Source organism: Aquibacillus albus (genome assembly GCF_016908325.1).
GTDB lineage: Bacteria > Bacillota > Bacilli > Bacillales > Amphibacillaceae > Aquibacillus_A > Aquibacillus_A albus.
The window spans coordinates 206637-233484 of sequence record NZ_JAFBDR010000004.1; the positions used below are offsets into that span (position 1 = coordinate 206637).

26 protein-coding genes and 1 riboswitch are annotated in these 26848 nt (G+C 36.8%); of the genes, 9 read left to right on the plus strand and 17 right to left on the minus strand.

The genetic code is table 11. The features are described 5' to 3' along the window. Positions 1 to 52 precede the first annotated feature (52 nt). The 9 genes from arfA to JOC48_RS05700 all read right to left on the minus strand — a co-directional run bounded on the left by arfA (position 53) and on the right by JOC48_RS05700 (position 11916). Positions 53 to 1564, minus strand: coding sequence for an arabinosylfuranosidase ArfA (arfA, locus tag JOC48_RS05660; protein WP_204498092.1), 1512 nt, complete (start codon positions 1562 to 1564; stop codon positions 53 to 55). Positions 1565 to 2139: 575 nt separating this feature from the next. Then, positions 2140 to 3474, minus strand: coding sequence for an AbfB domain-containing protein (locus JOC48_RS05665; RefSeq protein WP_204498093.1), 1335 nt, complete (start codon positions 3472 to 3474; stop codon positions 2140 to 2142). A 170-nt stretch (positions 3475 to 3644) separates the two neighbouring features. Further along, positions 3645 to 4796 carry a GntR family transcriptional regulator gene (locus tag JOC48_RS05670; RefSeq protein WP_204498094.1) on the minus strand — a complete coding sequence of 384 codons (1152 nt, stop codon included), beginning with the start codon at positions 4794 to 4796 and terminating at the stop codon, positions 3645 to 3647. A 341-nt stretch (positions 4797 to 5137) separates the two neighbouring features. Next, on the minus strand, positions 5138 to 6250 hold the full coding sequence (locus JOC48_RS05675; RefSeq protein WP_204498095.1) for a GntR family transcriptional regulator: 1113 nt from the start codon (positions 6248 to 6250) through the stop codon (positions 5138 to 5140). A gap of 222 nt (positions 6251 to 6472) precedes the next feature. Continuing rightward, positions 6473 to 7960 (minus strand): L-arabinose isomerase, encoded by a 1488-nt coding sequence (gene araA / locus JOC48_RS05680; RefSeq protein WP_204498096.1) that lies wholly within the window; start codon positions 7958 to 7960, stop codon positions 6473 to 6475. 106 nt (positions 7961 to 8066) lie between these two features. Then, a complete protein-coding gene (gene araD, locus JOC48_RS05685) occupies positions 8067 to 8756 on the minus strand; it encodes an L-ribulose-5-phosphate 4-epimerase (protein ID WP_204498097.1) in 690 nt (229 codons plus the stop codon). Positions 8757 to 9083: 327 nt separating this feature from the next. After that, positions 9084 to 9422 (minus strand): YckD family protein, encoded by a 339-nt coding sequence (locus JOC48_RS05690; protein WP_204498098.1) that lies wholly within the window; start codon positions 9420 to 9422, stop codon positions 9084 to 9086. A gap of 638 nt (positions 9423 to 10060) precedes the next feature. Beyond that, on the minus strand, positions 10061 to 11053 hold the full coding sequence (locus JOC48_RS05695; protein WP_204498099.1) for an NADPH:quinone oxidoreductase family protein: 993 nt from the start codon (positions 11051 to 11053) through the stop codon (positions 10061 to 10063). A gap of 98 nt (positions 11054 to 11151) precedes the next feature. Beyond that, complete coding sequence (locus tag JOC48_RS05700; RefSeq protein ID WP_204498100.1) at positions 11152 to 11916, minus strand: C40 family peptidase; 765 nt, start codon at positions 11914 to 11916, stop codon at positions 11152 to 11154. Between the two features lie 124 nt (positions 11917 to 12040). Here JOC48_RS05700 and JOC48_RS05705 point away from each other — a divergent pair, with 124 nt between their 5' ends. The 5 genes from JOC48_RS05705 (at position 12041) to JOC48_RS05725 (ending at position 15327) form a co-directional block, all read left to right on the plus strand. Beyond that, the gene (locus tag JOC48_RS05705; RefSeq protein WP_204498101.1) at positions 12041 to 12625 is read left to right on the plus strand and encodes a type IV pilus modification PilV family protein; all 585 of its coding nucleotides are present in this window, start codon (positions 12041 to 12043) and stop codon (positions 12623 to 12625) included. Positions 12626 to 12683: 58 nt separating this feature from the next. Further along, on the plus strand, positions 12684 to 13160 hold the full coding sequence (locus JOC48_RS05710) for a PulJ/GspJ family protein (protein WP_204498102.1): 477 nt from the start codon (positions 12684 to 12686) through the stop codon (positions 13158 to 13160). 11 nt (positions 13161 to 13171) lie between these two features. Continuing rightward, the gene (locus tag JOC48_RS05715) at positions 13172 to 14659 is read left to right on the plus strand and encodes a type IV pilus modification PilV family protein (protein ID WP_204498103.1); all 1488 of its coding nucleotides are present in this window, start codon (positions 13172 to 13174) and stop codon (positions 14657 to 14659) included. Positions 14660 to 14811: 152 nt separating this feature from the next. After that, positions 14812 to 15036, plus strand: a complete 225-nt coding sequence (locus tag JOC48_RS05720) for a helix-turn-helix transcriptional regulator (protein ID WP_204498104.1) — start codon at positions 14812 to 14814, stop codon at positions 15034 to 15036. After that, complete coding sequence (locus tag JOC48_RS05725) at positions 15037 to 15327, plus strand: hypothetical protein (protein ID WP_204498105.1); 291 nt, start codon at positions 15037 to 15039, stop codon at positions 15325 to 15327. A 294-nt stretch (positions 15328 to 15621) separates the two neighbouring features. Here JOC48_RS05725 and queF read toward each other — a convergent pair whose 3' ends face one another. Continuing rightward, a complete protein-coding gene (gene queF / locus JOC48_RS05730) occupies positions 15622 to 16119 on the minus strand; it encodes a preQ(1) synthase (RefSeq protein ID WP_204498106.1) in 498 nt (165 codons plus the stop codon). A 127-nt stretch (positions 16120 to 16246) separates the two neighbouring features. Further along, positions 16247 to 16293: riboswitch (PreQ1 riboswitch) on the minus strand. Between the two features lie 142 nt (positions 16294 to 16435). On the opposite strand from queF, the gene JOC48_RS05735 reads away from it, so the two are divergent. Both JOC48_RS05735 and JOC48_RS05740 read left to right on the plus strand, forming a co-directional pair. Further along, complete coding sequence (locus JOC48_RS05735) at positions 16436 to 17092, plus strand: GntR family transcriptional regulator (RefSeq protein ID WP_204498107.1); 657 nt, start codon at positions 16436 to 16438, stop codon at positions 17090 to 17092. Positions 17093 to 17316: 224 nt separating this feature from the next. Next, on the plus strand, positions 17317 to 18663 hold the full coding sequence (locus tag JOC48_RS05740; RefSeq protein WP_204498108.1) for a serine hydroxymethyltransferase: 1347 nt from the start codon (positions 17317 to 17319) through the stop codon (positions 18661 to 18663). An 80-nt stretch (positions 18664 to 18743) separates the two neighbouring features. On the opposite strand, the gene purU is transcribed toward JOC48_RS05740, so the two are convergent. The 7 genes from purU to JOC48_RS05775 form a co-directional block, all read right to left on the minus strand. Beyond that, positions 18744 to 19643, minus strand: coding sequence for a formyltetrahydrofolate deformylase (gene purU / locus JOC48_RS05745; RefSeq protein WP_204498109.1), 900 nt, complete (start codon positions 19641 to 19643; stop codon positions 18744 to 18746). 71 nt (positions 19644 to 19714) lie between these two features. Then, complete coding sequence (locus JOC48_RS05750; RefSeq protein ID WP_204498110.1) at positions 19715 to 20899, minus strand: acetylornithine transaminase; 1185 nt, start codon at positions 20897 to 20899, stop codon at positions 19715 to 19717. Next, a complete protein-coding gene (gene argB / locus JOC48_RS05755; protein ID WP_204498111.1) occupies positions 20892 to 21692 on the minus strand; it encodes an acetylglutamate kinase in 801 nt (266 codons plus the stop codon). The genes JOC48_RS05750 and argB overlap by 8 nt, the downstream gene beginning before the upstream one ends. Before the next feature lie 14 nt (positions 21693 to 21706). Further along, the gene (gene argJ, locus JOC48_RS05760; RefSeq protein WP_239584213.1) at positions 21707 to 22942 is read right to left on the minus strand and encodes a bifunctional ornithine acetyltransferase/N-acetylglutamate synthase; all 1236 of its coding nucleotides are present in this window, start codon (positions 22940 to 22942) and stop codon (positions 21707 to 21709) included. Positions 22943 to 22955: 13 nt separating this feature from the next. Beyond that, entirely contained in the window at positions 22956 to 23993 is a 1038-nt protein-coding gene (gene argC / locus JOC48_RS05765) for an N-acetyl-gamma-glutamyl-phosphate reductase (protein ID WP_204498112.1), read from the minus strand. Positions 23994 to 24468: 475 nt separating this feature from the next. Continuing rightward, on the minus strand, positions 24469 to 25404 hold the full coding sequence (locus JOC48_RS05770) for a fumarylacetoacetate hydrolase family protein (protein ID WP_204498113.1): 936 nt from the start codon (positions 25402 to 25404) through the stop codon (positions 24469 to 24471). Between the two features lie 103 nt (positions 25405 to 25507). Beyond that, positions 25508 to 25900, minus strand: a complete 393-nt coding sequence (locus JOC48_RS05775; RefSeq protein ID WP_204498114.1) for an OsmC family protein — start codon at positions 25898 to 25900, stop codon at positions 25508 to 25510. A gap of 293 nt (positions 25901 to 26193) precedes the next feature. Between JOC48_RS05775 and JOC48_RS05780 the strand changes: the two genes are divergently transcribed. Together JOC48_RS05780 and JOC48_RS05785 are read left to right on the plus strand one after the other, a co-directional pair. Next, positions 26194 to 26544, plus strand: a complete 351-nt coding sequence (locus JOC48_RS05780) for a transposase (RefSeq protein ID WP_204498115.1) — start codon at positions 26194 to 26196, stop codon at positions 26542 to 26544. 113 nt (positions 26545 to 26657) lie between these two features. Next, on the plus strand, positions 26658 to 26848 hold a 191-nt coding region (locus tag JOC48_RS05785; RefSeq protein ID WP_204498116.1), incomplete at its 3' end, for an IS3 family transposase.

Here is a 26848-nt window from a genome sequence, read left to right on the forward strand (position 1 = left end):
TAAGAACAGGAGGATCCTGCTCTTAAGGTTTGTACCGATGATGCAATATGACTTAAGCTTTTTTCAAACGAATAACGTTCCAAGAAGTCTTTGGAAGTCTAGCTTCTAAAATACCATCTTGTAAAGTTGACTCACTCTTTGTATGCGGTGCTACCGCTTGACTTTCAGCAGTATTAACAGCCTTTAAGTCATCATTTTCAAGGATAATGTGCTCAGCTAATTGATAGCCTTCGAAGCTTCGAACATCACTTGTTACTGTAATGCCTTCTTCTAAGTTCTTGTTAACCATAAAAATTGTTACTTCGTCGTTTTCTTCGTTATATACAGCTGCACTATCAATATAAGGTACATCTGTAAAATCTTTACTATCATATTTCGGAGATGAAAGGATTGGTTTCAAGGAAACACCTCTACCAAACACAGATGCGTGCATGTAAGGATAAAAGATTGTCTGCTTCCAAGAGCGTCCATTATTCTCAGTCATAATTGGTGCAATAACATTTACCAATTGTGCAAGACACGCCATTTTTACTCGGTCAGCATGTTGTAAGAATGTGATAAGCATACTTCCAACTAGTAATGCATCTTCAAAGTTATAATGATCTTCTAACTGAGGAGGCGCAATTGTCCAAGGCTCAATCTGCTTATCATGATCAGTAGAGTGATACCATACATTCCACTCATCAAAGCTTAAGTTAATCGTCTTTTTACTGCGATGCTTCGCTTTAATATAATCACAAGTAGATCTAACAGTGTGAATAAAGTGATCCATATCCATGTTCTTTGCTAAATAGTTAGCAGGATCGTTGGAATGGTTTCCATAATATTGGTGCAGTGAAATATAATCTACTTGTTCATAAGCAACATCAAGTGTTGTAGCTTCATATTCTGGGAATGTTGGCATCCCTGTGTTTGAACTACCACAAGCAACTAACTCAATGGATGGATCTACTAATTTCATTGCTTTTCCTGTTTCTTGAGCGATTCTTCCGTATTCATATGCTGTCTTATGGCCAACCTGCCATGGACCATCCATTTCGTTTCCAAGACACCAAGTTTTAATGTTATGCGGCTGCTCATAACCATGTGATTTTCTTAAATCACTCCAATACGTGCCACCTGGATGGTTTGTATATTCAAGTAAGTTTCTAGCAGCGTCGATGCCTCTAGTTCCTAGATTAACTGCCATCATCACGTCTGCATTAACCTTTTTCGCCCAATCTGCAAATTCATTCGTACCAACTTGGTTTGTTTCAATTGTACGCCAAGCTAGTTCTAGGCGACGAGGGCGATCTTCCTTAGGTCCAACACCATCTTCCCAATTATATGCAGAAACCATGTTACCACCTGGATACCTTACAATTGGTACTTGCAATTCTTTTACTAATTCAATAACATCTTTTCTAAACCCTTGCTCATCTGCTTGCGGATGGTCTGGTTCGTATATTCCTCCATACACCGCACGACCCAGATGTTCGATAAACGATCCATAAATTCTTTCATCTACCTTAGCAATCTCATAATTTTTGTCTAGTATCATTTTAGCCTTCAATTGATCTGCCATTCGTACATTCACTCCCTATAAATTAAATACATTTAACTTAAAAGAAATCCATTTATATATAAATCTATATATAATCCACACTTATACATGAATACGCTTTCAAATCGTACAAAAATATAAAAGTTATCGCTGATTTTTTAAACATTAAATAACTTCTATATCCGTATCCGCTTTCAACGTACGAACATTTATTAGTTAACCAAACGCATTCGAAAAATCGTACGTATAAGTGTTGTTAATTTGATTATATATAAGTCTCTTATATATTTCAACATGTTTTTAGCAAATTACTCAAGAAACTTATTACCATTTACGTTTTCACGCTCATTTTAGCATGGAATCCTATTATTATCTTACAATATTGGTAGGTTGTGGTTAATCTCCGAAACTAGCATGATCCTTATTTTACAGTTTCTTCTACATTCAATAACTAGATTTTTCGACAAAATCTCTATTTTTATAAATTAAACAACTTATACCTACAACTTTTTAACCTTGTACGTACTACATAATTTCAAGTTTATAGTTGATTTCTCTTAATATTACTTTTCAATAGTTTTATACAGCTGTAGCGTTTACCAGCCTATATCAAACGTCGCAGCCTGCTTTTCTGTATCTGTAGTAACTTCACTAACTCTTAAAAATGCCCCATCTTGTTTAATGTATTTATGTGGGTGTTTATAAGAAATAAACGACGTTCCTCCCACTCCACTTAATCCATTAATTTTTTTAAAGGTTGCCTCTTGCTTAAATTCTTCTGAACCATCAAGCTTCTCTAAGCGCAAAACAAAGTTATAAGCTTTTAAATAATAATTGGGATAAGCAATAGATTCAAACGATACCGCATCTGAATCTGCTAAACCTTCAACTAGTTTCCATTGTGAATGTTCATAAGGATCAAAAGGATAAGACTCTAATTTAGCAAACCCATCCTCACTGGTTACATAATAATCCGGGTTTTGAAAAGACTTTATACGATTCCACTTCGGTTTTTTCCCCCAATATTGAATAAGATTGTCCAGTTCATGCTGATCAATCTCAACAACAGATGCATGTTTTGCATTCAGAGGAGCATTATAATTTCTCCTGTTTAACGGTAACCAAGTCGCTTCGCTTAGATCATCAGTTTCCCATACGTAGAACTTCCCATTTGAAGGATAATAATTATCTCCGTACAAATACCATTTATCGATATCATTACTTTTTACTATTAAAGGTGCTTCAAACTGAGGATCACCAATCGTTTTTAAATATAAATTGGAATCAAAGCTTCGTGGTTTTAAAGATTCAGACTTTGCAATTTTCACTCGCTTTCCTTCATAAGGAGGTTCATTTGCATCACGTTCATCCTTATAATATAAATAATGGACATCATCATGGGATACGATTGATGCATCAATAACATTGTACCCTGGATCAAAATAAACTTCTGGTTTACTTACATTCATAAAATCTGACGTATAATTTACATAGATACGATTACGATCGGTGTTTCCGGACCAAATGATTCCATACTGTTCAAACTTAGTGTCATAAAAAACTTCCGGTGCCCAAGCATGCATTGCTGAATCGTTCATTCTTAACAATCTTCCTTCAGTAAAAGTAACCAGATCCGTCGAGTCGTAACACATAATATATTCGCTATTCCACATGTTTGTAGCTAATATAACAAAAGTCCCATCATTTTTACGATATATATATGGGTCTCGCAGCCCCTTTTCACCTATTTCTGGCTCAAGCACTGGGCGATTATCATTAAATGGAATCCAATGAAGCCCATCATAGCTATAAGCCATGTGTAACGAATGCTCATCTCCATTCCCATTTGGTGATTCTGTAAAATAACCCATCACAAAAGCTTTAAATGAACGGTTAGATGCAGCTTCAACCTTATTATTGTTATTTCTCAATTTGCTCAACTCCTTCCCACAAGTTAGTAAATATCAAAATAAAAAAGCTTTTCATGAATACTAAAAACAAACACACGATGAAAAGCTTCAAACACAGGTAATCGTATCAGCGATGACGACAATGGATGCTTCTATCATTAATAAACCTTAATCTTCGACAGGTAAAACAATTACTTTGAACCTATTGGACTTTCAAATTTACCTTCCAAAAGCTCCTCTTGAAACTTACCTACTCTTTTCGTAGATGTTCGAATAAATAGCTCTGGTTCATATACAATTGACTCTGTTGATTTCTTTCCACTACCATTTCTATTTTTAATCATTTCCACTAGCAATTGAGCAGCTTCATAGCCCATTTTACTCTTTGGATGTTTCACAGTAGTTAATTTTACTTCCGAAACCTCTGATAGACTTGAATCATCATACCCTACAATCGAGATATCTCTAGGAACCTGCAAATCTCTTTTTCTAAGAACATCCAACAACTCCAAAACAAGCTGGTCATTATAACAAACAATTCCAGTAGGAGTCTGCATATTCGAATCTAGTAAAGCCTCCAGCTTTTCTACCGGTTTACTATATCGGTTTTGCGTATTATAACTTATTATATTTGAAGTATTAATTGGAATGTCGTACATCCGGTGGGCTTTAATAAACCCTTTCAACCTTTTGGATCCTTGCATATCATCTGTTTTAAATATTGCAACGATATCACGATGTCCTAATTTAATCAGATGTTCCGCTTGGATAAATCCGCCTTTTTCATCATCAAGTACAATAGTTGTTGGTTCTAGTTCATGATAAAAGGCATTAATCATGAGATAAGGAATCATCTCTCTCTCTAAACTCAAGTACAAATGAAGATTAGGGCTAGCTGAAGAACTTTTCGTAGGTTCGATAATCACACCCGCGTAATTCCCTGTTAAGATAATCTCTAACACTTGCTTTTCTTGATTATAGTCATTATTCGTATTGAAGATAGTCACATTATACCCATGCTTACTTAAATAAGATTCGGCACCTCTTATAATGGAAGGAAATATATATTCAGAGATATAAGTAGTAATAATTGCTATATTGTTATTTGGCTGCCTTAAACTTTTTGTTTTTGAACGATCGGCACAATAAGTTCCGGAGCCTTGAACCTTGTATAACCATCCCTCATTCGCCAATTCACCTATAGCTAAACGAACAGTATGGCGACTAACTCCATATTCCTTAATCATATCATTTTCAGAGCTTAACTTTTGATGCGGCGCAAGTGTTCCCTCAAGTATTTTTGATTTTATTGCTTGCTTAATCACTTGATACTTACTAGTCATAACAACACCCCTTCTTAGAAAAACGGCAGCTTATACTTTCAACCGACTAAACTTATAAATTGCTGAAATCACAAGAAACACATCATAAAGCACGCTTTATTTTGATAGCGCTTTCAACTTGTGTTAAAATTTTTAACTTTCGTACGTACTATTAATTATAAGTAATGTGAAACGTTTTTACAATAAGTTTAACTTATACATTATTAAGTGATGAATAACTATTTGTTAGAGATTTTTTGCTACGTCGAATTGCTTTTTGAACATCCTCTTTACTAAAATGTCAACATTTGCTCCTGTGTAAAAGGCAGGTTACCCTCCCTCATGCAGGATAACCCTATTTGTTAAGATTCTAGTTCTTTTGTCGAATGTCGAACAATTAATTGAGGATCATAAACAATCGACTCAACTGAACTATTTGCTTTCTTTTTATTTGTTTCTTTTTCTTTTACTAAATCTAAAATTACCTTCGCTGCATTTTTGCCCATTTCACTTTTGGGATGTGCAACAGTAGTTAGTTTCACTTCGGAAACCTTAGCTAAAAATGAATCATCAAAACCTACAACTGAAATATCCTCAGGTACTTTCAGCTTTAGTTCACGCAGTACATCTAATAACTTTATCGCCAACTCATCATTGTAACAAACAACACCAGTCGGCTTATCTACTGTTCGAGATAAGAAATTTCTTAATTCCTGATTCGGTTTCGTTTCTTTTTCGTTTGAGCTGTACGTGACAATATTATTAGGGTTTATCGGTAAACCATAGGTTCGGTGAGCTTTTAGATAACCCTTCATACGTTTCGTTCCTTGAATGTCATCCGTTTTAAAGAAACCAACGATATTTCGGTGCCCTAATTTGATAAGGTGCTCCGTTTGAAGATAGGCACCCTTTTCATCATCCAATACGATATTTATAGGCTCTAATTCATCATAATAGGCATTAATCATAATATAGGGTATATGCTGTCTTTCCAAATTCAAATAATAATTAATGTTTGGGTTTGTTAACGCGCTTTTCGTTGGTTCAATAATAACGCCATCAAAATTCTGCGTTAATATTGTTTCTAGAAAACGTTTTTCATTTTCATGATCGTTATTTGTACTAAATAGACTGACATGATAACCCTGTTCACTTAAATAGGATTCTGCTCCTCTAATAATCGAAGGAAATATATAATCCGAAATATACGTAGTAATGATGGCGATGTTTTTTTGATTACCATTTGTTGCAGCTTCTACTTGTGAACGATCTGCACAAAACGTACCTGCACCTTGCTCTCGATATAGCCAGCCCTGATTCACTAAGTCACCTATCGCCAAACGAACGGTGTGGCGACTCACATCAAACTGCTTCATTAACTCGCTTTCTGAGCTTATCTTTTGGTGCGGTTGGAAAGTTCCATCCAATATCTTTGACTTTATCGCTTGTTTAACAATATTATATTTTGTTTGCATAGTAACACCCCAACTATTGTCTAACATTTTCTATCTGTCGTTCGTATAAGTTATCCTAATAGATTATACCATCCTTGTTCGTTCAGGGGTAATAACTTTTCCAAATAAACAACTTACCATCCATTCCACTATTTGCTCTTCTAATGGCTGCTTATGGATTAATGTAAAAAGAATGCAGAGATTTACCATCGTAAACCTCTGCGGAAAAAATCGCTGTAACCTTTATCTTCTCCAAATTGCCTCATTCCATTTTAGCTCATTTCTAAATTGTCTTACATTTGTATCTTGATCAATAACAACACACTCAACCTCAACCATATCCGCAAAGTCATATAATTGTTCTGTCGTTACATCAAGCGAGAATACTGTATGGTGAGCACCTCCAGCATAAATCCATGATTCCGTAGCTTCACTTAATGAAGGTTGTGGTTTCCAAAGCACCTTCGCAACCGGTAGCTTTGGTGTTTCAATAGTTGGCTGTTCAGCCTTTACTTCATTAATGACTAATCGGTACCTACCACCTAACTCAACTAATGAAGCATTGACAGCATCTCCACCTTTTCCGTCAAACACGAGACGAGCAGGATCTTCTTTTCCACCTATTCCCAGTGGACTTACAACAATCTTAGGCTTTGTTGCTGATACCGTTGGACATATTTCCAGCATATGTGAACCAAGAACCTTTTCATTCCCTGGTTCCAAGTGGTACGTATAGTCTTCCATGAAGGATGTACCTTCATTACCAGCAATAATTTTCATGACACGAAGTAACGCTGCTGTTCTCCAATCCCCTTCTCCAGCAAATCCATACCCTTCTGCCATTAAGCGTTGTGCAGCTAGACCTGGCAATTGCTTCATTCCGTGAAGATCTTCAAAGTTAGTTGTAAATGCGTTATAGTTTCTTTCAGAAAGGAAAGACTTCAAACCTAACTCAATTCGGCCTTGCTCCAAGATTGAATCTCTAACCGGACCAGGTTGCTTTGCTTCCTCTGGTATTTCATACAATTCTTGATATTCGTTAAATAAGTCCTCTAGTTGCTGATCAGTGACTTTATCCATCTCTTCCACTAAGTCACCAATTCCATAGTAATCTACTGTCCAACCAAATTTAATTTGAGCTTCTACTTTATCTCCATCTGTAACAGCTACATTTCTCATATTGTCTCCAAAACGAGCTACACGAACATTTGGACCCTCCGTATAAGCAACAGCCGTTTTCATCCAGTTTCCAACTCTGCCTGTTACTTCACTGTTTTGCCAATGTCCTACTACAACTTTACGCGGAATATTCATACGCGTTCCGATAAACCCGTACTCTCTATCGCCATGAGCTGCTTGGTTTAGATTCATGAAGTCCATATCAATGTCACTCCATGGAATATCACGATTGTACTGTGTATGCAGGTGTAATAACGGTTTTTGTAAAGAACCTAGACCAGCTATCCACATTTTTGCTGGAGAGAACGTGTGCATCCATGTAATAAGACCCGCACAATTCTCATCTGCGTTCGCTTTCAAGGCTAGCTGACGGATGTCTTCAGCAGTTGTTAAAACAGACTTAAAAACAATCGGGAAAGGTAAATCCCCCTCCTTATTCAATCCATCGACAACTGCCTGAGAATTTGCCGCAACTTCTTGCAAAGCATCTTCTCCATATAAATGTTGACTACCTGTAACAAACCAAAATTCATAAGGTTTAATCGTTAACATTGTTATTTCCTCCTAATAGATTAATAGTTTACGTTTCATTCACTACCGGATTCTGTTGCGAAATCAACTCTAATTGTATTTTTTCCATGAATTCTGGGTCCACTTATTATTTTTGGCCATAATAAGCGTCGGCTCCATGTTTTCTTAAGTAGTGCTTATCTAATAAGGTCTGATCCATTCGAGGAGTATCCGGATTGATTTGGTAAGCATGATAATTCATTTTTGCAACTTCTTCTAGTACTACCGCATTATGAACTGCTTCATTTGCATCCTTTCCCCAGTTGAACGGGGCGTGGCTATGAACCAAAACACTTGGTATTTCAAGCGGGTTGATATCCTTGAATGTTTCAACAATAACGTTACCTGTTTCTAATTCATACTCTCCATGAATTTCTTCATCTGTCATTCTTCTTGTACACGGAACCGCACCATAAAAATAATCTGCCTGTGTAGTTCCTAACGGTTGAATTGGCTTTCCCGCCTGTGCCCAGCTTGTTGCCCATGGAGAGTGTGTATGAACAATTCCACCCACACCAGGGAAATTTTTATATAGTACTAGGTGTGTAGGCGTATCCGATGAAGGTTTTAAGCTTCCTTCTACAACGTTGCCCTCTAAATCCAAGACTACTAAATCATTAGCTGTTAGCTCTTCATAAGGCACACCACTCGGCTTAATAACAACAAGTTCTGAATCTTTGTCGAAACCGCTTACATTTCCCCAAGTGAAAGTAACTAATCCATGTTTTGGAAGAGCCAAATTCGCTTCTAAAACCTGCTGTTTTAAATCCTCTAACATTCGTATTCAGCACCCTTCTTTATGATATCGTACAACATATTCCTTGTACGTATATTTTTTTGGATTAATTTTATGATAATATAATTCGTACGTACAATCAATAACTAAGTGTGTTTTTTTTTAATTATTTTTTTAAAAGTAGTTTTTTTATTGTTGTTAAGACATTTACTGCTTGATTTTCCTATTTTTATAGAATAAATCTATATTCGAAATTTGTTTAAGAATCATAAATACCATACAACTAACTTATTGAAATTAAATGTAACTTATATATTTTAAAACAAGTAAAAAGAGAGATAGCAATAGCTATACTCTCTTATAATTCATTTATTCACCTTTATGCTTATGGTGATGTTTTTTATCCCACTTCGGAATATATCCATCCTTTTCCATTTTCTCGAAAAACTTGTCTAAATGTTTTTTCATCTGTTCTCCATCTTCTTTTGTAAGTACACCAAATTCCACATACTTATTAATGATCCCTTTTCTTTTGTTAATGACGTCTTCATACAATACTTTTAATTCTTTTAGCTGTTCCTCAGTAAGTTTTACATCCTTATATTGTGGCATTTCTTCTTGCTCTTCTGCAAAGGCAAAGCTTGGTATAGCAATGAGGAATGCTAAGGTAAGTAAAGCAATGAATGTAGAGTGAAAATACTTTTTCATGTTGTATCTCCTTTCCGGTAGGGTACACTTACTTTTTCCAACCAGTCAGGAAATATACTCTCATAACAAGCCATTATTTAAGGCTGTTTTATAAATAATTGTTGCTTTTTATAAATAAGTTTAATTGCAAAAAGCTACACTGCGCAACATAGATTAATGCGCAATAAAAATTATTATCTAAAAAATGCTTATCCGCCGCTGTGGAAAAACACTCGCTTTCCGCGGGCAACGCCTCAGCCTCCTCGGAAGCAAAAACCGCTTCCTGCGGGGTCTTCACCTGTTGCTTTTCCCGCAGGAGTCTCGCATTTTTCCACAGCTTGGCTTTGTTTTCTCAAGCAGGTGAGATAATTGTGCAACTGCCATGCGCAGAACGTTGTAAAGAACTTTAATACAATTGTTTTATCAAGAAATTATAGTTGTGTTGAGAAACTTCCACTATACAGCGAGCGGAGGAAATACACGAAGACTCCTGCGGGAGGAATGGCATCGGTGAGACCCCGCAGAGCGAAAGCTCGAGGAGGCTCACCAGCCGCCCGCGGAAAGCGAAGTGTATTTCCGGAGCGCGTATCTAAGCTCACCTTTTGTTACGCATTATACGTCAACTGAGTAATAAAAATACAAAGAATACAAAAAGCTTGTTATTTAATGTTAACTACTGTTCTTCCGCTTAATTTCCCTTGTAAAATATTTGTTAAAGCACTTGGTAAATCTTGTAATGCTATTTCCTTAGCAATTTGTGAAGACAAGTGTAAAGGTTTTAAATCACTAGCCATTCTTCCCCATAGCTCCTTTCGAAGAGCCATTGGACAATATACAGAATCAATACCTAAAAGGGACACACCTCTCAAAATAAATGGATAAACAGATGTTGGTAATGAAGCTCCACCAGTTAATCCACTAACAGCCACTGCTCCACCATAGCTCAATTTACTCAGTACAGCCGCTAGCATTTGACCACCTACAGGGTCAACCGCTGCTGCCCATTGCTGTTTATCAAGAGGCTTCACCTTATCTTCCAATACCTCCTCACGCGAAATAACCTCTTGTGCACCGATACTTTGCAAATATTCATGCACAGAGTCTTTTCCAGTACTTGCAACAACATGATATCCCCGCTTATGTAACATCGATACAGCAATACTTCCGACTCCTCCAGACGCACCAGTAACCAGGACTTTTCCTTTATCTGGAGTTAATCCCTGTGTTTCGAGACGATGAATCGATAAAGCAGCAGTAAACCCTGCCGTTCCATAAACCATTGCTTCTTTTAAAGATAATCCACTTGGTAATGGCACAATCCAATCAGCAGGGATACTTGCATATTGACTGTACCCGCCAAAGTGTGTCACACCAATTTCATAACTAGTAGCTATCACTTTATCCCCTGGCTTAAACCGGCTATCCTTAGATGAAACAACAATACCAGATAAGTCAATTCCCGGTACAAAAGGATAGTTTTTTACAATAGGACTCTTTGGTTTATTTGCTAATCCATCCTTGTAATTGACACTAGAATAGTGAACTTCAATTAACACATCGGAATCCGGTAAAGATGCAACCTCAAGCTTGTCCACCTTTGCGGAAAAGCTCTCTTCATTTCTTAATACATACGCTGAAAAAGTAGTTTCCATTATGCACTTCCTCTCTAATTAATAAAGCTTGGTTAACTTCAATTCCTAGTGGCGAAATCCTCCGTATCAATAGAATACGAACGCACCAAGAAGGCACGTTACGTATCCAGTTGAAAATTGACTTCCTCATGTTCATAAATCAATTCAAAATCATCATTATCCTTTAATTTTGTGTATAAATCTTCCGGCGAAAACCACAAGTGATCATTTTCTAATTCATAATCGGCACCATGATAATAACTCAGCCAAACTAACTTTGAACAATAAATATACTCCCAAGGATCCTTCAAGGATTGGGTGAGATTAAACGAAAACGTTGGGGTTTTCTCACCATTTTCAATATTTTTTTCATACTCTTTTAAATATTCCTCTGCATATGCAACCGCTTTTTGTCCGATTTCTTTTGATTTCGGCCTAAAATGAGCGTGTTGTGGATGTTTATCTAGAAACTGTTGAATCGAATCCTTTCGAATAGCAGGATAACCACCTGGTGACTCAATGACATGGTTCTCATCAACAACAAGGGCTGAATGTCCCATATAGCCGGTAAATGCTTCATTTACATTATCACTTGCAACCAAAATATCTCCTGGCTTGTAGTCACGTCTATATGCTTGCGTATCTGCAGTAAAAATAAATTGCTCCGCTATTGGAGCTGGGTAACGATAATGATTGGGCATACCCGTTACTAAAATATGGTGATCCACATGTGGGTCAACCGGTAAATAAAAGGTGTCACCATAATAGTAAATCGCCACTAATTGATAATCAATATAAACGCAATAGTATAGACAAGGGAGATTAGACTTGTTTTTAATTTTCAACCACTTTCCGCTCTGAATCACTTTAAAATAAGTTGACATATTAACCACCACCCCAACATCAATGTATTCACTGAAGTCAAATATGGTTAATGTGTCATGGAATTGTTTTCAGTAAAGCCAGAGATGTATCGATAAAAACTACTCGTTTTTTTAAAATAGAAAATTGCCATATGATATACTAAAAGTGCATTCTAAAATAGACATTGATAATTGGGCAGGTGATATCATGAAAAAGCTGTTATATAATCAAAGTGGATTAACTTTAATAGAGTTACTAGCAGCTATTACAATATTAGCGATTGTAATCGCGACATTTTTAGGTCTTTTCACCAATGCCTTTCGTTTTAACCATATAAATGCGGACCATTTACAGGCTATGAATCTTGCTCGTGAATACCAAGCAGTTCTAAAAGAGAATCCCGATAAAAATGAAGCTTTCACACAATTTATTAGAAATATCAATAACGATAGCCATACGGAAGATTTTTCCATGGCCAACCCTGATTATCAAGCACTTCAACTATCTGAGAATATCCTACCTCCTGACCAAGTAGCTCTAGGTGATTATTATTTATTAACCATTGATCACCAGACTTTTCAGATATTGATTTATATGAAAGAGGAACCAGATGTAGAAAACGTAACATCTGGAGCAATCGATGGCATGGGGATTTACCGTTTATATATTCAAGTGTTTGAAGATAGCAAAATGCTTTCAGATACCTATACTTATTTTCAATATGATTAGAAGACTATTCTATTGAAAAAAAACATTACTCCAAAGTATTAGAAAGGAAACGATGGTGATGATGAATCAATTAAAAAAGCAAGACGGTATCACACTTGTTGAATTATTAGCTACCCTTGCTATTTCATCCATCGTTATAACGATTATATTCCAGGTGCTATTTAATGGATTAAATTATTCTGAAAAGGCACAGCGAACTGCCTCTATTCAAAACGAAGCAAATTATATTATTTCCTTGCTTACAACGCAGCATGAAACCTCGAGTGGCTATCAAATAAAATTAGATCAAAACCCACAAGCAGAAATGATCACAATAACAAATGACGATGGTGAAGTATTTACGATTTCAAATACGAACTATGTATATTCTTTTTATGATACAAGTCATGAGACAGAACAAGAAATGGATCTTTTAACGATGATTAACCCTAAAGACAGCGACCAAAACCACTACCTATCTATTAGGCTAGTGGTTCAAGACAAACGTGATTCTAGCATTCGTTTTGAAATCAAAACGATCATTTCAAGGATGTAGGTGATAGACAAATGAAACAACGAAACAACCAAAAAGGCTTTGCATTGTCTATCGTTCTTATGATGATTACTGTTTTTAGTTTACTAGGATTGGCAGGAATTGGTTATATCATTAATAACGGACAACAATTTAAACAAACGGAAAATAGAGTACAAACATTAGACTTAGCGGAGATGGGATTCAAATATTTTGAGGCTGAATTTAATAATTTCTACAATACAAAAATGGATGAATTAAAAGAAATCATTCAGGATGATATTATTACAAATTTTGATCAGGATAGATTTGATACAGAAGGCCAAGCCGCTTATGAAGATGCATATGAAAAAGAATTAACCAGCGAATTAATCACTAGCTTAGCCAATGAATTTTTACGTGGTGACATGGAAACATTTCAAATAATTACAGGGACAGATGATGTAGTGGCAGAAGTAGAAATGGAAAATGAACAGTATCACTCATTTCGTATTACTGTGGAAAATGTAACGGTGGAAGGTATCGAAAGTGGAGCGGACGACAAATTTATTTACTGGGACACCTATAATCAAATAGGGCCGGGTGAAAAATTATACTTACGATTTACTAGTACAGGAATTATGGAAGATGAACGTGAAAGGACAATCACAGCAACCATATTGATTGATATTGGCAGAATTGTCATTAATCCTTCCAGTGGTGGAGAAGGTGATCCAGATGGTGGCGGAGTTCCATCCAATGATGAAGAAGATTATGGCATTGTTATTCAAGAGCCTTCCATAGGTGAAACATGTACAGCTGATGATGCAGATAGTATTGGCTCAATGGATTGTACTTTCAGTGAAGATGTAACGATAGAAAACCACTATAATAAAGCAGATCTTACAAACGTGGATATCAAAGTCGATGGGGATTTAACCGTTCACAAGTCCCTCAACAAAGGGATTGTAGGTTCAACGATTTATACGACTGGTGACGGCACGTTTAATGAAAACATAAAAGAGGTTACGAACTCCGACATTTACATTGGAGGAACGGCTAATTTTAAAAACATTAATAATGGAATTACAGACTCTACAATGGTCATAAAAGATAGCTCCTATTTTAACGCCCCTTTAAACGGGATTGATGGGTCAGAATTCTTTATTGGCGGCGATACTACTTTCCAAAATATTAACCAAGGTATGAACGATTCACTCTTCGTTATTTTGGGCAATGTCACATTTAGCGCGGATGGTGGGACGATTAATGGAATGAGTAATACATCGATGTACATTATGGGGGATGCAGATTTCAATAATCGTAAAATCCAGCCTGTAGAAAACTCAAAAGTATGTGTTAGTGGATCAGTTACCAATTTAGCTTCGGACGCAGATTACAGTTATGTTCTATCACCATCACTCGGAATGAGTCAGGATGATTTTGAAGAACAATGTAGTATCGGGGAACAGGATCTTTCAGAAGGGGACATAGAACTAGATTGGGATTTTGATTCCTCTGAAGTGAATTATGAATATAATTAGATTGTTTAAAAAGAGCATTGGAATTTTATTCTGGTGTTCTTTTTTATATTAATTAACAACGCTTTTCACATACAAAATACAACTGGGAATAGTAATATTTATTTGACATTATGTAAAAAATATATTACATTCAGTGTGAGGTGGAAACAGAAATGATTGAACATGGTGTCCTTAATAACCAACTATCCGTACTAAGAGCAAAAAAAGGCTATTCACAAAAAGATGTAGCTGAAAAAATAGGTGTTAGCCGTCAGACAATAGTATCAATTGAAAAAAATAAATATAACCCATCACTTAAGTTAGCGTTCGAACTCGCATACTTATTCGAGGTGGAAGTGGAAGAAGTTTTTCAATATATTTTAAAGGAGGAATTATAAATGGAATGGTTTTTCTTTCCATACCTTGTAGTTTTCTTTATTTCTCTTTTTATTTGGTTTAAGTTTCAATTTGGAGAAGAAGGAAAAGATGAACGAGGGCGTAAAATTATTAACAAATCTTATTCAATTATCTTCCCTATGTTTATCATTGGCTGGGTAATTATTAGAGTTGTTGAAGACTTCGTCATGCCATTAAATGGCGATGGTTGGCGTGATGCTATGTGGTATTTAATAACAGGGATTATGATTCTTCATTCTGTGCTAATCTTTATCTTCAGGCAACGCTATTAATTCCTATACTATTAATCTAAAATTACAAACAATTTATATTATTTTTTACTGGTTGAAAAAATTTTTAACAATCCGTGCTATCGAAAAACGCTTGGGTTGAAAAATCCAGGATTCCCAAGCGTTTTCTAGCTATTTCATATTCGATTACGGGAGTTAAACAAGTATAGCATTAATATTTAAATCCTGCCCCTAAGGGACATGTCTACATAAGAGATTGTCAAAAATCGCTAATGGTTTTTGAAAACTTTTAAACAGACAATTAAGTCATATGTCCTTAACTTCATATTGGTACATTTAACGATTATCTATCTTTTCAGGATACAAGTCATGATTCATCATTCGATGATCTGCGATTTGTTCATACTTCGTACCAGGGCGACCATAGTTACAATACGGATCGATAGAAATCCCGCCTCTTGGCGTAAATTTCCCCCACACTTCAATATATCGCGGATCCATCAAATCAATTAAATCATTCATGATAATATTCATGCTATCTTCATGAAAGTCACCATGATTACGGAAGCTAAACAAGTATAGCTTTAGTGATTTACTTTCCACCATTTTTTGATCAGGGATATAACTAATATAAACGGTACCGAAATCTGGCTGACCAGTCTTCGGACACAATGTCGTAAACTCTGGGCAATTAAACTTTACAAAGTAATCGCGATTCGGATGTTTATTATCAAAGGTCTCCAGCACTTCTGGCGAATAGTCAAATGCATAGGAATTTGCTTGGTTCCCTAGTAACGTTAAGTCCTGTAAATCTTCATCTTTTCTACCTGCCATGATGTTACCTCCTTTTTGGAAAATAAAATAAAAAAACATGCCCCCCTAAGAGACATGACGCTATATTAGAGATTGTTCAAAGTCAAACTAGTTTTCACCGACTTTTGAACATACACCATTAAGTCATATGTCCTTAGTTTTTTATAGAGGGTTTAAGCTAAGAACCTCTCGCATGTATATACGAATAATCAATTCACTCGATTTATTATATAGATAGGGTTGATGATTGTCAATCTAGACTTTTTCAAGTGTTTCCATGCAATCTATTTCTCTACGTTTATTGACACATTTTATTGAAATCCAGTATATTGGTTTTATGAAAACATTTAAAAGACTTAATCGTCTACCATTAAGAGAAGAGATATATGAACATTTAAAAGAAGCCATTGTGACATTGCAGCTATCTCCAGGACAAAAAATTAAAGATAGTGATTTCGCCAAAGAGTTTGGAACAAGCAGGACACCTGTGCGAGAAGCGTTTAAAAAATTAGAAATAGAAGGATTGATAGAATCTTTACCAAGCTCCTCCACCCGTGTAACAGAATTGAATGCAGAAGAAGCACAAAACTCCTTTACGGTAGTAGCAGCACTTCAATCACTAGCAGCTAGGCAGGCCATACCTAACCTTAAAGATGATGACATAATGAAATTAAAAGAAGCCAATCAAGCACTTAAGCTTGCTTTGGACGAAAAAAACATACGATCAGCAGTAGAAAGTGATGATGAGTTTCATCATGTATTGGTAATAGGTTCCAGAAATAAAGAAATCGAACAAGTATTGGCAAATATCACACCAAAAATTCGCCGATTAGAATTTGCCAAGTTTGGCTCTATCACTGGTTTGGATTCTGTACAACAACATGATGAAATTATACAAGCAGCTAAATCAGGAGATGCGGAATTAACAGCTAAACTAGTAGAAGAGAATTGGCTTAGCTTAGGTCGGTTATTAGTTGGAAGCAAAACTATATAAACAATATTTAAGTATGTGCACAGAATGCGCATACTTTTTTATTTTTCCCTGTTAACGGATATTGCTGATAATTAGTAAATTTTGACTAACGATGAGTCAAAATCACATCGAACTTTAATACAAACTATTATTTTAAAAATTCAGACTTTTTATTGACGATTGTTATGATATCCGATATATTGGTTTATAAGATAAGGAAGAATATATAAAAAGGAGCTGTATAAATGGAAACATCGGTAAAAGAGGCTAAACAAAACGATGAGGTTCATGATCCGAAAATTCTTGGATGGGCAAAAGACGTACTCGATAGATGCTCATCGCCACGGATGATGCAACAGGAAGTGATTCATTCCGTGAACAGAAATGCCTTATGGAGAGGGGAAGAATGCTTAAATTTACTAGCACCAGAAGCACCAACTAGTCCAACGGTTAAAAATTTATTATCTGCAGAGGTTGGTACTCGTGCTGCCGAAGGACATATTGGCTCAACCCAACGCTGGTTTGCCGGTACCCAATACATAGATGAAATTGAGGCACTATGTGTAGAGCTACTTAAAAGGGTGTTTAACTGTAATTATGCGGACCACCGCTTAGTTGCAAGTATGATTGGAAATATGACTGTATACAGTGCTTTAACCGAGCCTGGTGACAATATAATGACGATGACACAGCCATTTGGTGGTCATTCTAGTAATCGTTATGATGGACCAGCTGGTGTCCGTGGACTTAATATCTATGACATCCCATTTGACCCAGTAGATTTGGTAGTTGATTTAGAGAAATTTAAAGAAGAAGCCAGAAAAATTAAGCCTCGCCTAGTGACATTGGGGGCATCAATGACACTCTTCCCTTTTCCAATTAAAGAAATGTCAGACATCGTACAAGAATGGGGTGGAAAAATCTACTTTGATGGAGCCCATCAGCTAGGACTGATTGGTGGAGGACAATTCCAAGAACCATTAAATGAAGGAGCATGTATCATTACTGGTTCTGCAGGTAAAACCTTTAGCGGCCCACAAAGTGGAGTTATCTTATGGAATGATGGAGAATTGACAAAACCAATTACTGATACCATTTTTCCTGCTTTAGCAGCGACACACCAAGTAAATAGAGTTGCAGCACTAGCTGCATCAGCAGCAGAATTTTTAGCATTCGGTGAAGAATATATGGCACAAATTGTTGCAAATGCAAAAGCATTGGGAACAGCTTTGTCTGATAGAGGAATGACAGTACTTGGCTCTCATAAAGGATTTACGGAAACCCACCAAGTTATTTTAGATGTTACGAAGTTTGGCGGAGGTTTAAGCGTTGCACAAAAGTTAGCAAAAGCAAATATCATTACAAATAAAAATCTTATCCCCTCTGATAAGCCGGAAAATTGGGATTATCCAAGCGGTTTAAGAATTGGTACAACAGAAATAACAAGACTAGGAATGAAGGAACAAGAAATGGATATAATTGCTGATCTAATCGTAGCTGTATTAGAGGGAAGCAAAGGAACAGATGCTGCCCGTCAGCAAGTGATTGAAATGAGAAAAAGCTACCAAAAAATACATTATTGCTTTGATTGATTCAAAACCTAGAAGAACCGGGCAAATAAAGCCCGGTTCTTGTCTGTATTTATAGTTAAAAAACAGTGAACAATTATTCTTTAAAACACAATCGTCTTATTGCCATGCACAATAATCCGATCCTCTAGGTGCCATTTTACCGCCCGCGCTAACACACTACGTTCAACCGATTGACCGATTTTCTTCATATCCTCTGCGTTATCTCGATGATCGACACGACTAATATCTTGCTCAATAATCGGGCCTTCATCTAAATCATTTGTTACGTAGTGGGATGTTGCACCAATTAATTTCACCCCACGTCTGTAGGCACGTTCGTATGGGTTTGCCCCAATAAACGCCGGCAAAAACGAATGATGAATATTAATAATCCGGTCCTTAAATGTTTCAACAAAATTTGGTGTTAGTATTTGCATGTATCGTGCTAAAACAATCACGTCAATGTCATGTTCATGTAGTAACTCAATTTGCTTTTTTTCGACTTGTTGGCGAATATCCTTGTTAGCCGGGATATAGTAATACGGAATCCCTAGTGATTCGACCATCTCACGAGAAGTTTCATGATTACTAATTACCATTGAAATATCAGCCATCAAATCTCCACTTTGCCATTCCCATAACAATTCTAGTAAACAGTGTGGTTCTTTGGATACAAAAACAGCCATTTTTTTAACATTGTAAACATACATAAATTTCCAATCCATTTTAAACGTATCGGCTATTTTTTGAAAATCGTCCTCTAACTGCTGTGATTTCTCCTGTAACTCTGGACAATCGAACTCAATCCGAATAAAGAACTCGCCGCCCTCTGGGTCAACGGAATATTGGCTCGACTCCACGATGTTCGCATTATGTTCATATAAAAATTCGGAGACAGCAGCTATAATGCCAGGCTGATCTGGACAGTTAATTAACAACCTCGCTCGATTTTCATTTTGGTCTTTAAAAGCATTTACTTTTTCTTGAATATAGCTTTTCATCTTTTAACCCTCTTTTGCTATTTTCTACCTCTTATACTGTATGTGAAAGCTGTTATCTATTCAAGTATTTTCTATTTACTCGCAAAAACTTTATCAATAATTTCCAAAAATTGATCTGCTTCCTCTTTTGTTGTCGTTAATGGTGGCAAAATTCTTATGACATTCGGACCAGCTACTAAAATTAATAAGTTATGTTCTCTAGCTTCATTAACATAATCAATCGCATTCCCTTTAACAACAAGCCCAAGTAATAATCCTTTACCCCGAACTGCTTCGATTTGATTATATTTTTCGCTCAGTTTTGTTAACCCTTCAAGGAGGTAGCTTGCTATATCCTTCGACTGTTTGATGACATTGGATTCTACTAAATGATTAACAGTTGCTAAGCCAGCTGTAGTTGCAACCGGGTTTCCCCCAAACGTGCTACCATGAGTTCCAGGACCAAATACTTCAGCAACATGTTCTTTTGCGATAATTGCACCAATCGGAATTCCTGATCCTAAACCTTTTGCAATACTAATTACATCGGGTTCGATTCCGTATTGTTCGTACGTAAACAGTGTACCCGTACGCCCCATGCCTGTTTGAATTTCATCTACCATGACTAAGATATCATTCTTCTTACAAATCTCTATTAACTGATCTACCCAATGAGGATCAGCAGGTAAAACTCCACCTTCCCCTTGAACTAGCTCCAATAAGACGGCACACGTATTTGACTGTACCAATTGTTCCAAAGCTTTCTCATCATTAAAAGGCAAATAACGAAAACCTGGTAACAACGGAGCAAACCCTTGTTGAAGTTTTTCCTGGCCAGTAGCAGATAATGAGCCTAACGTTCTTCCGTGAAAGGAGTTGGTAAAGGTTACGATTTCTGCAGAATCTTCCCCTTTATGTTTCGAAGCATATTTTCTTGCTAGTTTAAGAGCCGCTTCATTTGCTTCCGCTCCACTATTACAAAAAAACACTTGGTCTCCACAGCTGTTCTCCACTAACTTTGCAGCTAATTTTTGTTGAGACGGGATGTGATATAAATTGGAACAATGCCACAATTGTTGAAGTTGTTTCTCCACTTGTTCTTGAACCACATCTGGAACATGACCTAAATTACAAGTCGCAATCCCAGACGTGTAATCTAAATACTTTTTCCCTGAGTCATCCCAGACAAAGCTCCCTTTTCCTTTTGTCAAGGTGATTGGAAATCGATTATACGTTGACATGATTGGCTCTACTTGTGTCGAAATATTTTCAGACATACGGCATCTCCTTCTCTAATGAGATTCTCGTTCCTATGTTTTTTCCATTCATAAATTGTAACAGTCCATTTTCCTCTAGTCCGTTAACAATGGACACTTCTGGTACCCCATCGCCAAGTGCTTTTAATGCAGATTGTACTTTTGGTATCATGCCACCATAAATCACTTTATCTTCAATGAGTTGTTCAATTCGATCTTTTCCTACATGATGTAAGACAAGCTTTTCCCCATTTTGTTCGGTATAAATACCTGGTATATCACTAATAAAGCAAAGCTTTGCAGACAATGCTTGAGCAATAGATGCAGCCGCCATATCCGCATTGATATTATAACGCTGGCCGTCTTTATTCATACCGAGTGGTGAAATTACAGGAATAAAGCCTTGGTTGACGATTTGTTCAATGATGGAAGTCTCAACTGTATCTACTTCCCCTACAAAACCTAGCTCGCTTGAAACAGCTGGAATTGCTTGAATCAAGCCACCATCGACACCACTTATTCCATAAGCATTACCGTTAGCCTTTGTTAAATGGCGAACAATTTGCTTATTCATCAATCCACTTAACGCCATTTCCACGACATCTAATACTTCATTTGTCGTTACGCGCAGCCCATTTACAAAAGAAGTCTTCACACCCATGTTTTCAAGCAACGAAGAAATGAGTGGTCCTCCACCATGGACAATGATTGGCTTCCACTTGCCGCTTTTATGAATCGTTATAATATCTTTATAAAAAGATTCCGGTAATTCATTAAACACACTGCCGCCACATTTAATTACCACATAATTCATATTAAACCCCTCCATTACGTACGATAGGAAGCATTAATTCTTACATACTCATACGAAAGGTCACAGCCCCAAGCGGTTGCTTTCCCATCTCCATCACCTAGCTCTGCATAAATAACAACTGTATCCTCTAGCAAATAATTTTTTGCATCTTCTTCACTAAATGAGACCGGAATACCATTTTTTACAACAGGAATCGATCCAAGCGCTATATTGACCTTATCTGGGTCGAGCTGTTGTCCGCTATAACCAATGGCTGTTATAATTCTTCCCCAGTTTGCGTCAGCACCATGAACCGCCGTTTTAACTAGGTTAGAAGAAATAACTGATTTACTAATTGCCTGTGCAGCCTTGTCATTGACAGCCCCAGTTACTTGGACTTCGACTAACTTGCTCGCACCTTCACCGTCCCTAGCTATCTCTTTTGCAAGGATTTCACAAACGATGTTTAACCCTTCTACAAACATGTTCCATTCCGGATGACTTGGATTTAGTTCATCATTATCAGCTTTCCCATTTGCCATCACCAACACCATGTCGTTCGTGCTCGTATCTCCATCAACGGTAATCATATTAAATGATTTATTGGTGATGTCCTTCAACGCTTGTGATAATGCTTGATCACTTACATTGGCGTCCGTTGTAACAAAGCTAAGCATGGTTGCCATATTTGGATGAATCATTCCCGATCCTTTTGCAGCACCACCAATCGAAACAAGCTTTCCATCAATTTCAAATTGAATAGCAATTCCCTTTTCCTTCGTATCTGTTGTTAAAATCGCCGATTCAAAACGGGAAGCCCCATTGTTTTCTTGATCATGTATTTGGCTAATACCAGCATTAATTTTTTCCATTGGCAATAATTCACCAATTAACCCCGTTGACGCTACCGCTGCATAATGTTCTTCAATACCTAATGCTTCTGAAAAGTGGCGTCTCATTTCATAAGCATCCTGCAAGCCTTGATCACCTGTACAAGCATTCGCTATTCCGGAATTACAGATGATTGCTTGAAGCTTTTGTTCCTTTGCAATACTCTCCTGTGTTACTTTTAACGGAGCTGCCTGAAAAATGTTCGTTGTGTAAACACCAGCTGCCTGTGCAGGAACATCAGAATAAACCCACCCAAGATCAAGCTTGCGCTTACGGATACCACAGTGTAACCCCCCTGCAGTATAGCCTTTTGGCGTCGTTACATTGCCATCAGTTAACATGTGGATTTTTTCTTTCATTGCCAGTTGATTCGATTCCATTTTCGCACTCTCCTTAAGGATAAATAGGTAAATGGTTGATTCCCGTTGTTTCATCCCAACCATTTAGTAGATTCATATTTTGTATCGCCTGACCAGAAGCACCCTTGACAAGATTATCAATCACCGAGATAATCGTTAATTTTCCAGTACGCTGATCTGCATAAATGCCAATATCACAAAAATTACTCCCATAGACTTCTCGAGTAGAAGGAATAACCCCCGCTTCCCTTACTCGAACGAATGGGTCATTTTTATAAAACTCTTTATAAAGATGAATTACTTCTTCTGTCTGAGTTGATTCATTTAAATCTGCATAAATCGTCGACATAATCCCCCTCGTCATTGGGACAAGATGGGTTGTAAAAGTAACCTGTAAATTCTCGCCAGATTCCGTTTGCAACACTTGTTCTATTTCAGGTATATGCTTGTGCTGTCCAATCTTATAGGCTTTCAGGTTTTCATTCATTTCTGAAAAATGGACATTTAAGGATAATCCTCTGCCTGCACCTGACGTACCTGTCTTTGCATCAATAAGTATCGAATGATTATTGATTAGCCTATGTTTGACGGCTGGCATTAACCCTAGAAGCGTTGCAGTTGGATAACATCCCGGATTCGCAATAATACTCGCTTCCTTAATTTGTTCAGCATATAGTTCACTTAATCCGTAAACCGCTTGATCTACATATTTTTGTTCAGCTAGTGTTGATTGATACCATTGCTCATAATCTTCAGCAGACTTGAGTCGGAAATCACCTGAAAGATCGATACACTTTACACCATTTTCTACAAATGCCGGTATATACTCTTTACTAACATTCGATGGCGTTGCAAAAAATACTAAATCAATCGATTGGCTTAATTTATCGACATCTAATGCTTCCATTGTCATTTCGATTACATCGGTTAAATGCGGATACACGGATGAAAGCTCTGTCCCGCTCTGAGAATGGGATACAATTGTCGTTAATTCAACATATGGATGATTCGTTAAAAATCGTATAAGTTCAACAGCACCGTAACCAGTGCCACCAATAATTGCTATTTTCACGTTCTATTTCACTCCTAAATTCTCGGATGGATTGGTTTATTATTATACTTTATTATGTATTTTTATACAACAATATTTTCGTAATTTTTTATAAAATTATAAGAAATTGTGGTGAGCATACTCATTTTTCAAAGAGAAAAAGTTCCTATAATTAATTGAATCCTATGGATGGGGTGCTTTTTAGAGAAGTTAAATCAGCTTTGAATAAATATCCAATCCTATGTATAGAGTGATGAATGAAACGTGTATGCTACTTCGACAAATGAAAGGTATAATCGCATTCATTTAAGCCTATTCATATATGGGCTTATATGTTTCTGTCCAAGTAAAAAAAGGAACGTTTCGCTGAGGAGCAATGGAAGAGAGAAAAAGCAAAGGGGTCAGACCCCTCAACTACAACATCTAATGATATATGAATAATAAACATTAATTGTTGTAGTATTACGAGGAAGTCAGACCCTTATGGGACAGCCTCTTACTTTTTTCGAACCACTTTATTTTCTAATGTGCCAATTCCTTCAATTTCAAGGGTAACTGTATCTCCTTCTTGCAATAATTGTGGTGGATCCATTGCAAATCCTACCCCGTGTGGTGTCCCAGTTAAAATAACATCTCCGGGCTCCAGTGTAATCAATTCCGAAATAAACTCGATTAAATACGGTACATCGAAAATCAAGTGCTCCGTATTTGATTCCTGCCTTTTCTCCCCATTTACGAAGGACTTAACTGTGAGTGCTGAAGGATCCTGGATTTCATCTGTCGTTACAATCCATGGACCAACTGGTGTCGATCTGTCTAGAGATTTTCCTTGTAACCATTGAGGCGTTCGCTTTTGCAAATCTCTTGCGGAAATATCATTTCCTATCGTATAACCAGCAATATAATCGAGCGCATCTTCCTTTTTCGCATGAGAAGCCCGCTTCCCAATAACAACTGCCAACTCAACCTCATAATCCAACTTATCTGTCGCAGGTGCTTTTTCAATGGCATCCTCCGGCCCAATTAAAGCATTATTAAATTTGGCAAAAAGAACCGGAAACTTTGGTATTTCACTCTTCATTTCTAGTACATGATCCTTGTAGTTCGTACCAATACAAATGATTTTGGATGGGGTTGGAACTGGTGTGCCAAGTACGACTTCATCTCTTTCGTAAGCATACTCAGAAATAGCGTTCTCTTTCATATAATGATAGGTTTCCTCTGCTCTTGATAAACCGAGCTTGCCTAATGCATAGAATTGATCCGGATCTGCAGGCATGAGGGAGTCTACAGCCATTGCCATATCTTCTTCCTTTTGTTCTACTAACATCTGGTAGTAAGCTTGATTTAAATCTACTACCTTATTATTAAATGCGGCTCCCATCCGGTTTGGGGATAAACTATTCTTGACCTGATAACTTACTAACTTCATAGCAATCACCTCTTTTATGTAATACTCTTATTGTAACACCTCCTCAGACGAAAGTTCAGATTATTTCATCAATTTTATGTTAAAATGAGCGAGCGTGCTTTCATTAACTACCTACTACATTTATTTCCATTTGCGCACCTTGCTCAATCGTATTCCCAATCGTACATGCTCGCTTAGCGGACTTAACTAATTTTTGCTTCGTTTTTTCATCAAACTCTCCTTGCAAATTCACATCAATCGTAAACCGCTCGATTCTAGAAGGGCTATCATCTGCTTTTTTTGTCTTGACTTTGATAACCATTTCATCAAGCTTTAATTCATCTCGTTGGACAAGCGCTTCAATGGAGATTGCCATACACAGACTAAGGGAACTGCAAACTAGTTGAAAAGGAGTTAACCCATCTGTTGCATCTTTAGACGTTACTCCATTTATAGCAAACCCTTGTTCATTTTCAATCTGAAATGGACCATTTTCCGTCTTTGTTAAAATAACCATGATTCATTTCCTCCTAAGAATAATGCTACGATTAACTTGCCCTTTCAAAGGTTAAAATACTCATCAGTTATATAGAAAACCAGGAACCTTTCATGATAATAACTAACTAAAAAACAAATGGACACAAAAGTGATTATACATTCACCCTTGTGCCCATTATATTGTACTAAATGTGTCCTCCCACCGCGGACAAACCGACTCATTTGTCCATAAGTGGGGTCTGTGATATTATCCCCTTATAGTAGACACAGCACTAGTGGGGTGTTACGTTGTCGCTATAAGGGGAGATTTTTGTGAGTAATAAAAGATACACGAAAGAATTTAAAGAAAAGGTTGTACAGTATTACTATGATCATGAAGGTTTAGGGTACTTAAGTGTTGCTCGAACTTTTGACATTCCAAGCGATGAAACAGTAAGAAAATGGGTGAAGAAGGTGGAGAAAGAAGGTTCCGAAGCTTTTGCCACTAAACCTAGAAAAAGAAGAAAAAAAGAAGTTAGAGAAAAAATTAAAAAGAAGACTGAACCAATATCTACAGATGATTGGGAAGACCCGAAGGACCTGGTTGAGCGCATAGCGTTTTTGGAGGCTGAAAATGCATATTTAAAAAAGTTAGTGATGCTCAGAAAGGAGGGAAAGAGTTAAAGAGAGCAAATAAATTTGAAATCATTTGTAACCTTTCCGATACTTATCCTGTGTATGATTTATGTTCAATTGCGAATGTATCTAGAAGTGGTTATTACAAGTGGTTAAATAGAATGTCACGCCCTATGACTGCAAAGGAAATAGAGGATGAAGAAGTGAAATCACTCATTCTAAAAATCTATAAGGAAACAGGGTACACATACGGTTATCCTAGAATTACCGATGAACTTCATGAAGAATATAAAAAGCAAATCAATCACAAACGGGTATACAGACTGATGAAGGAAATGGGTGTTCAAGCACT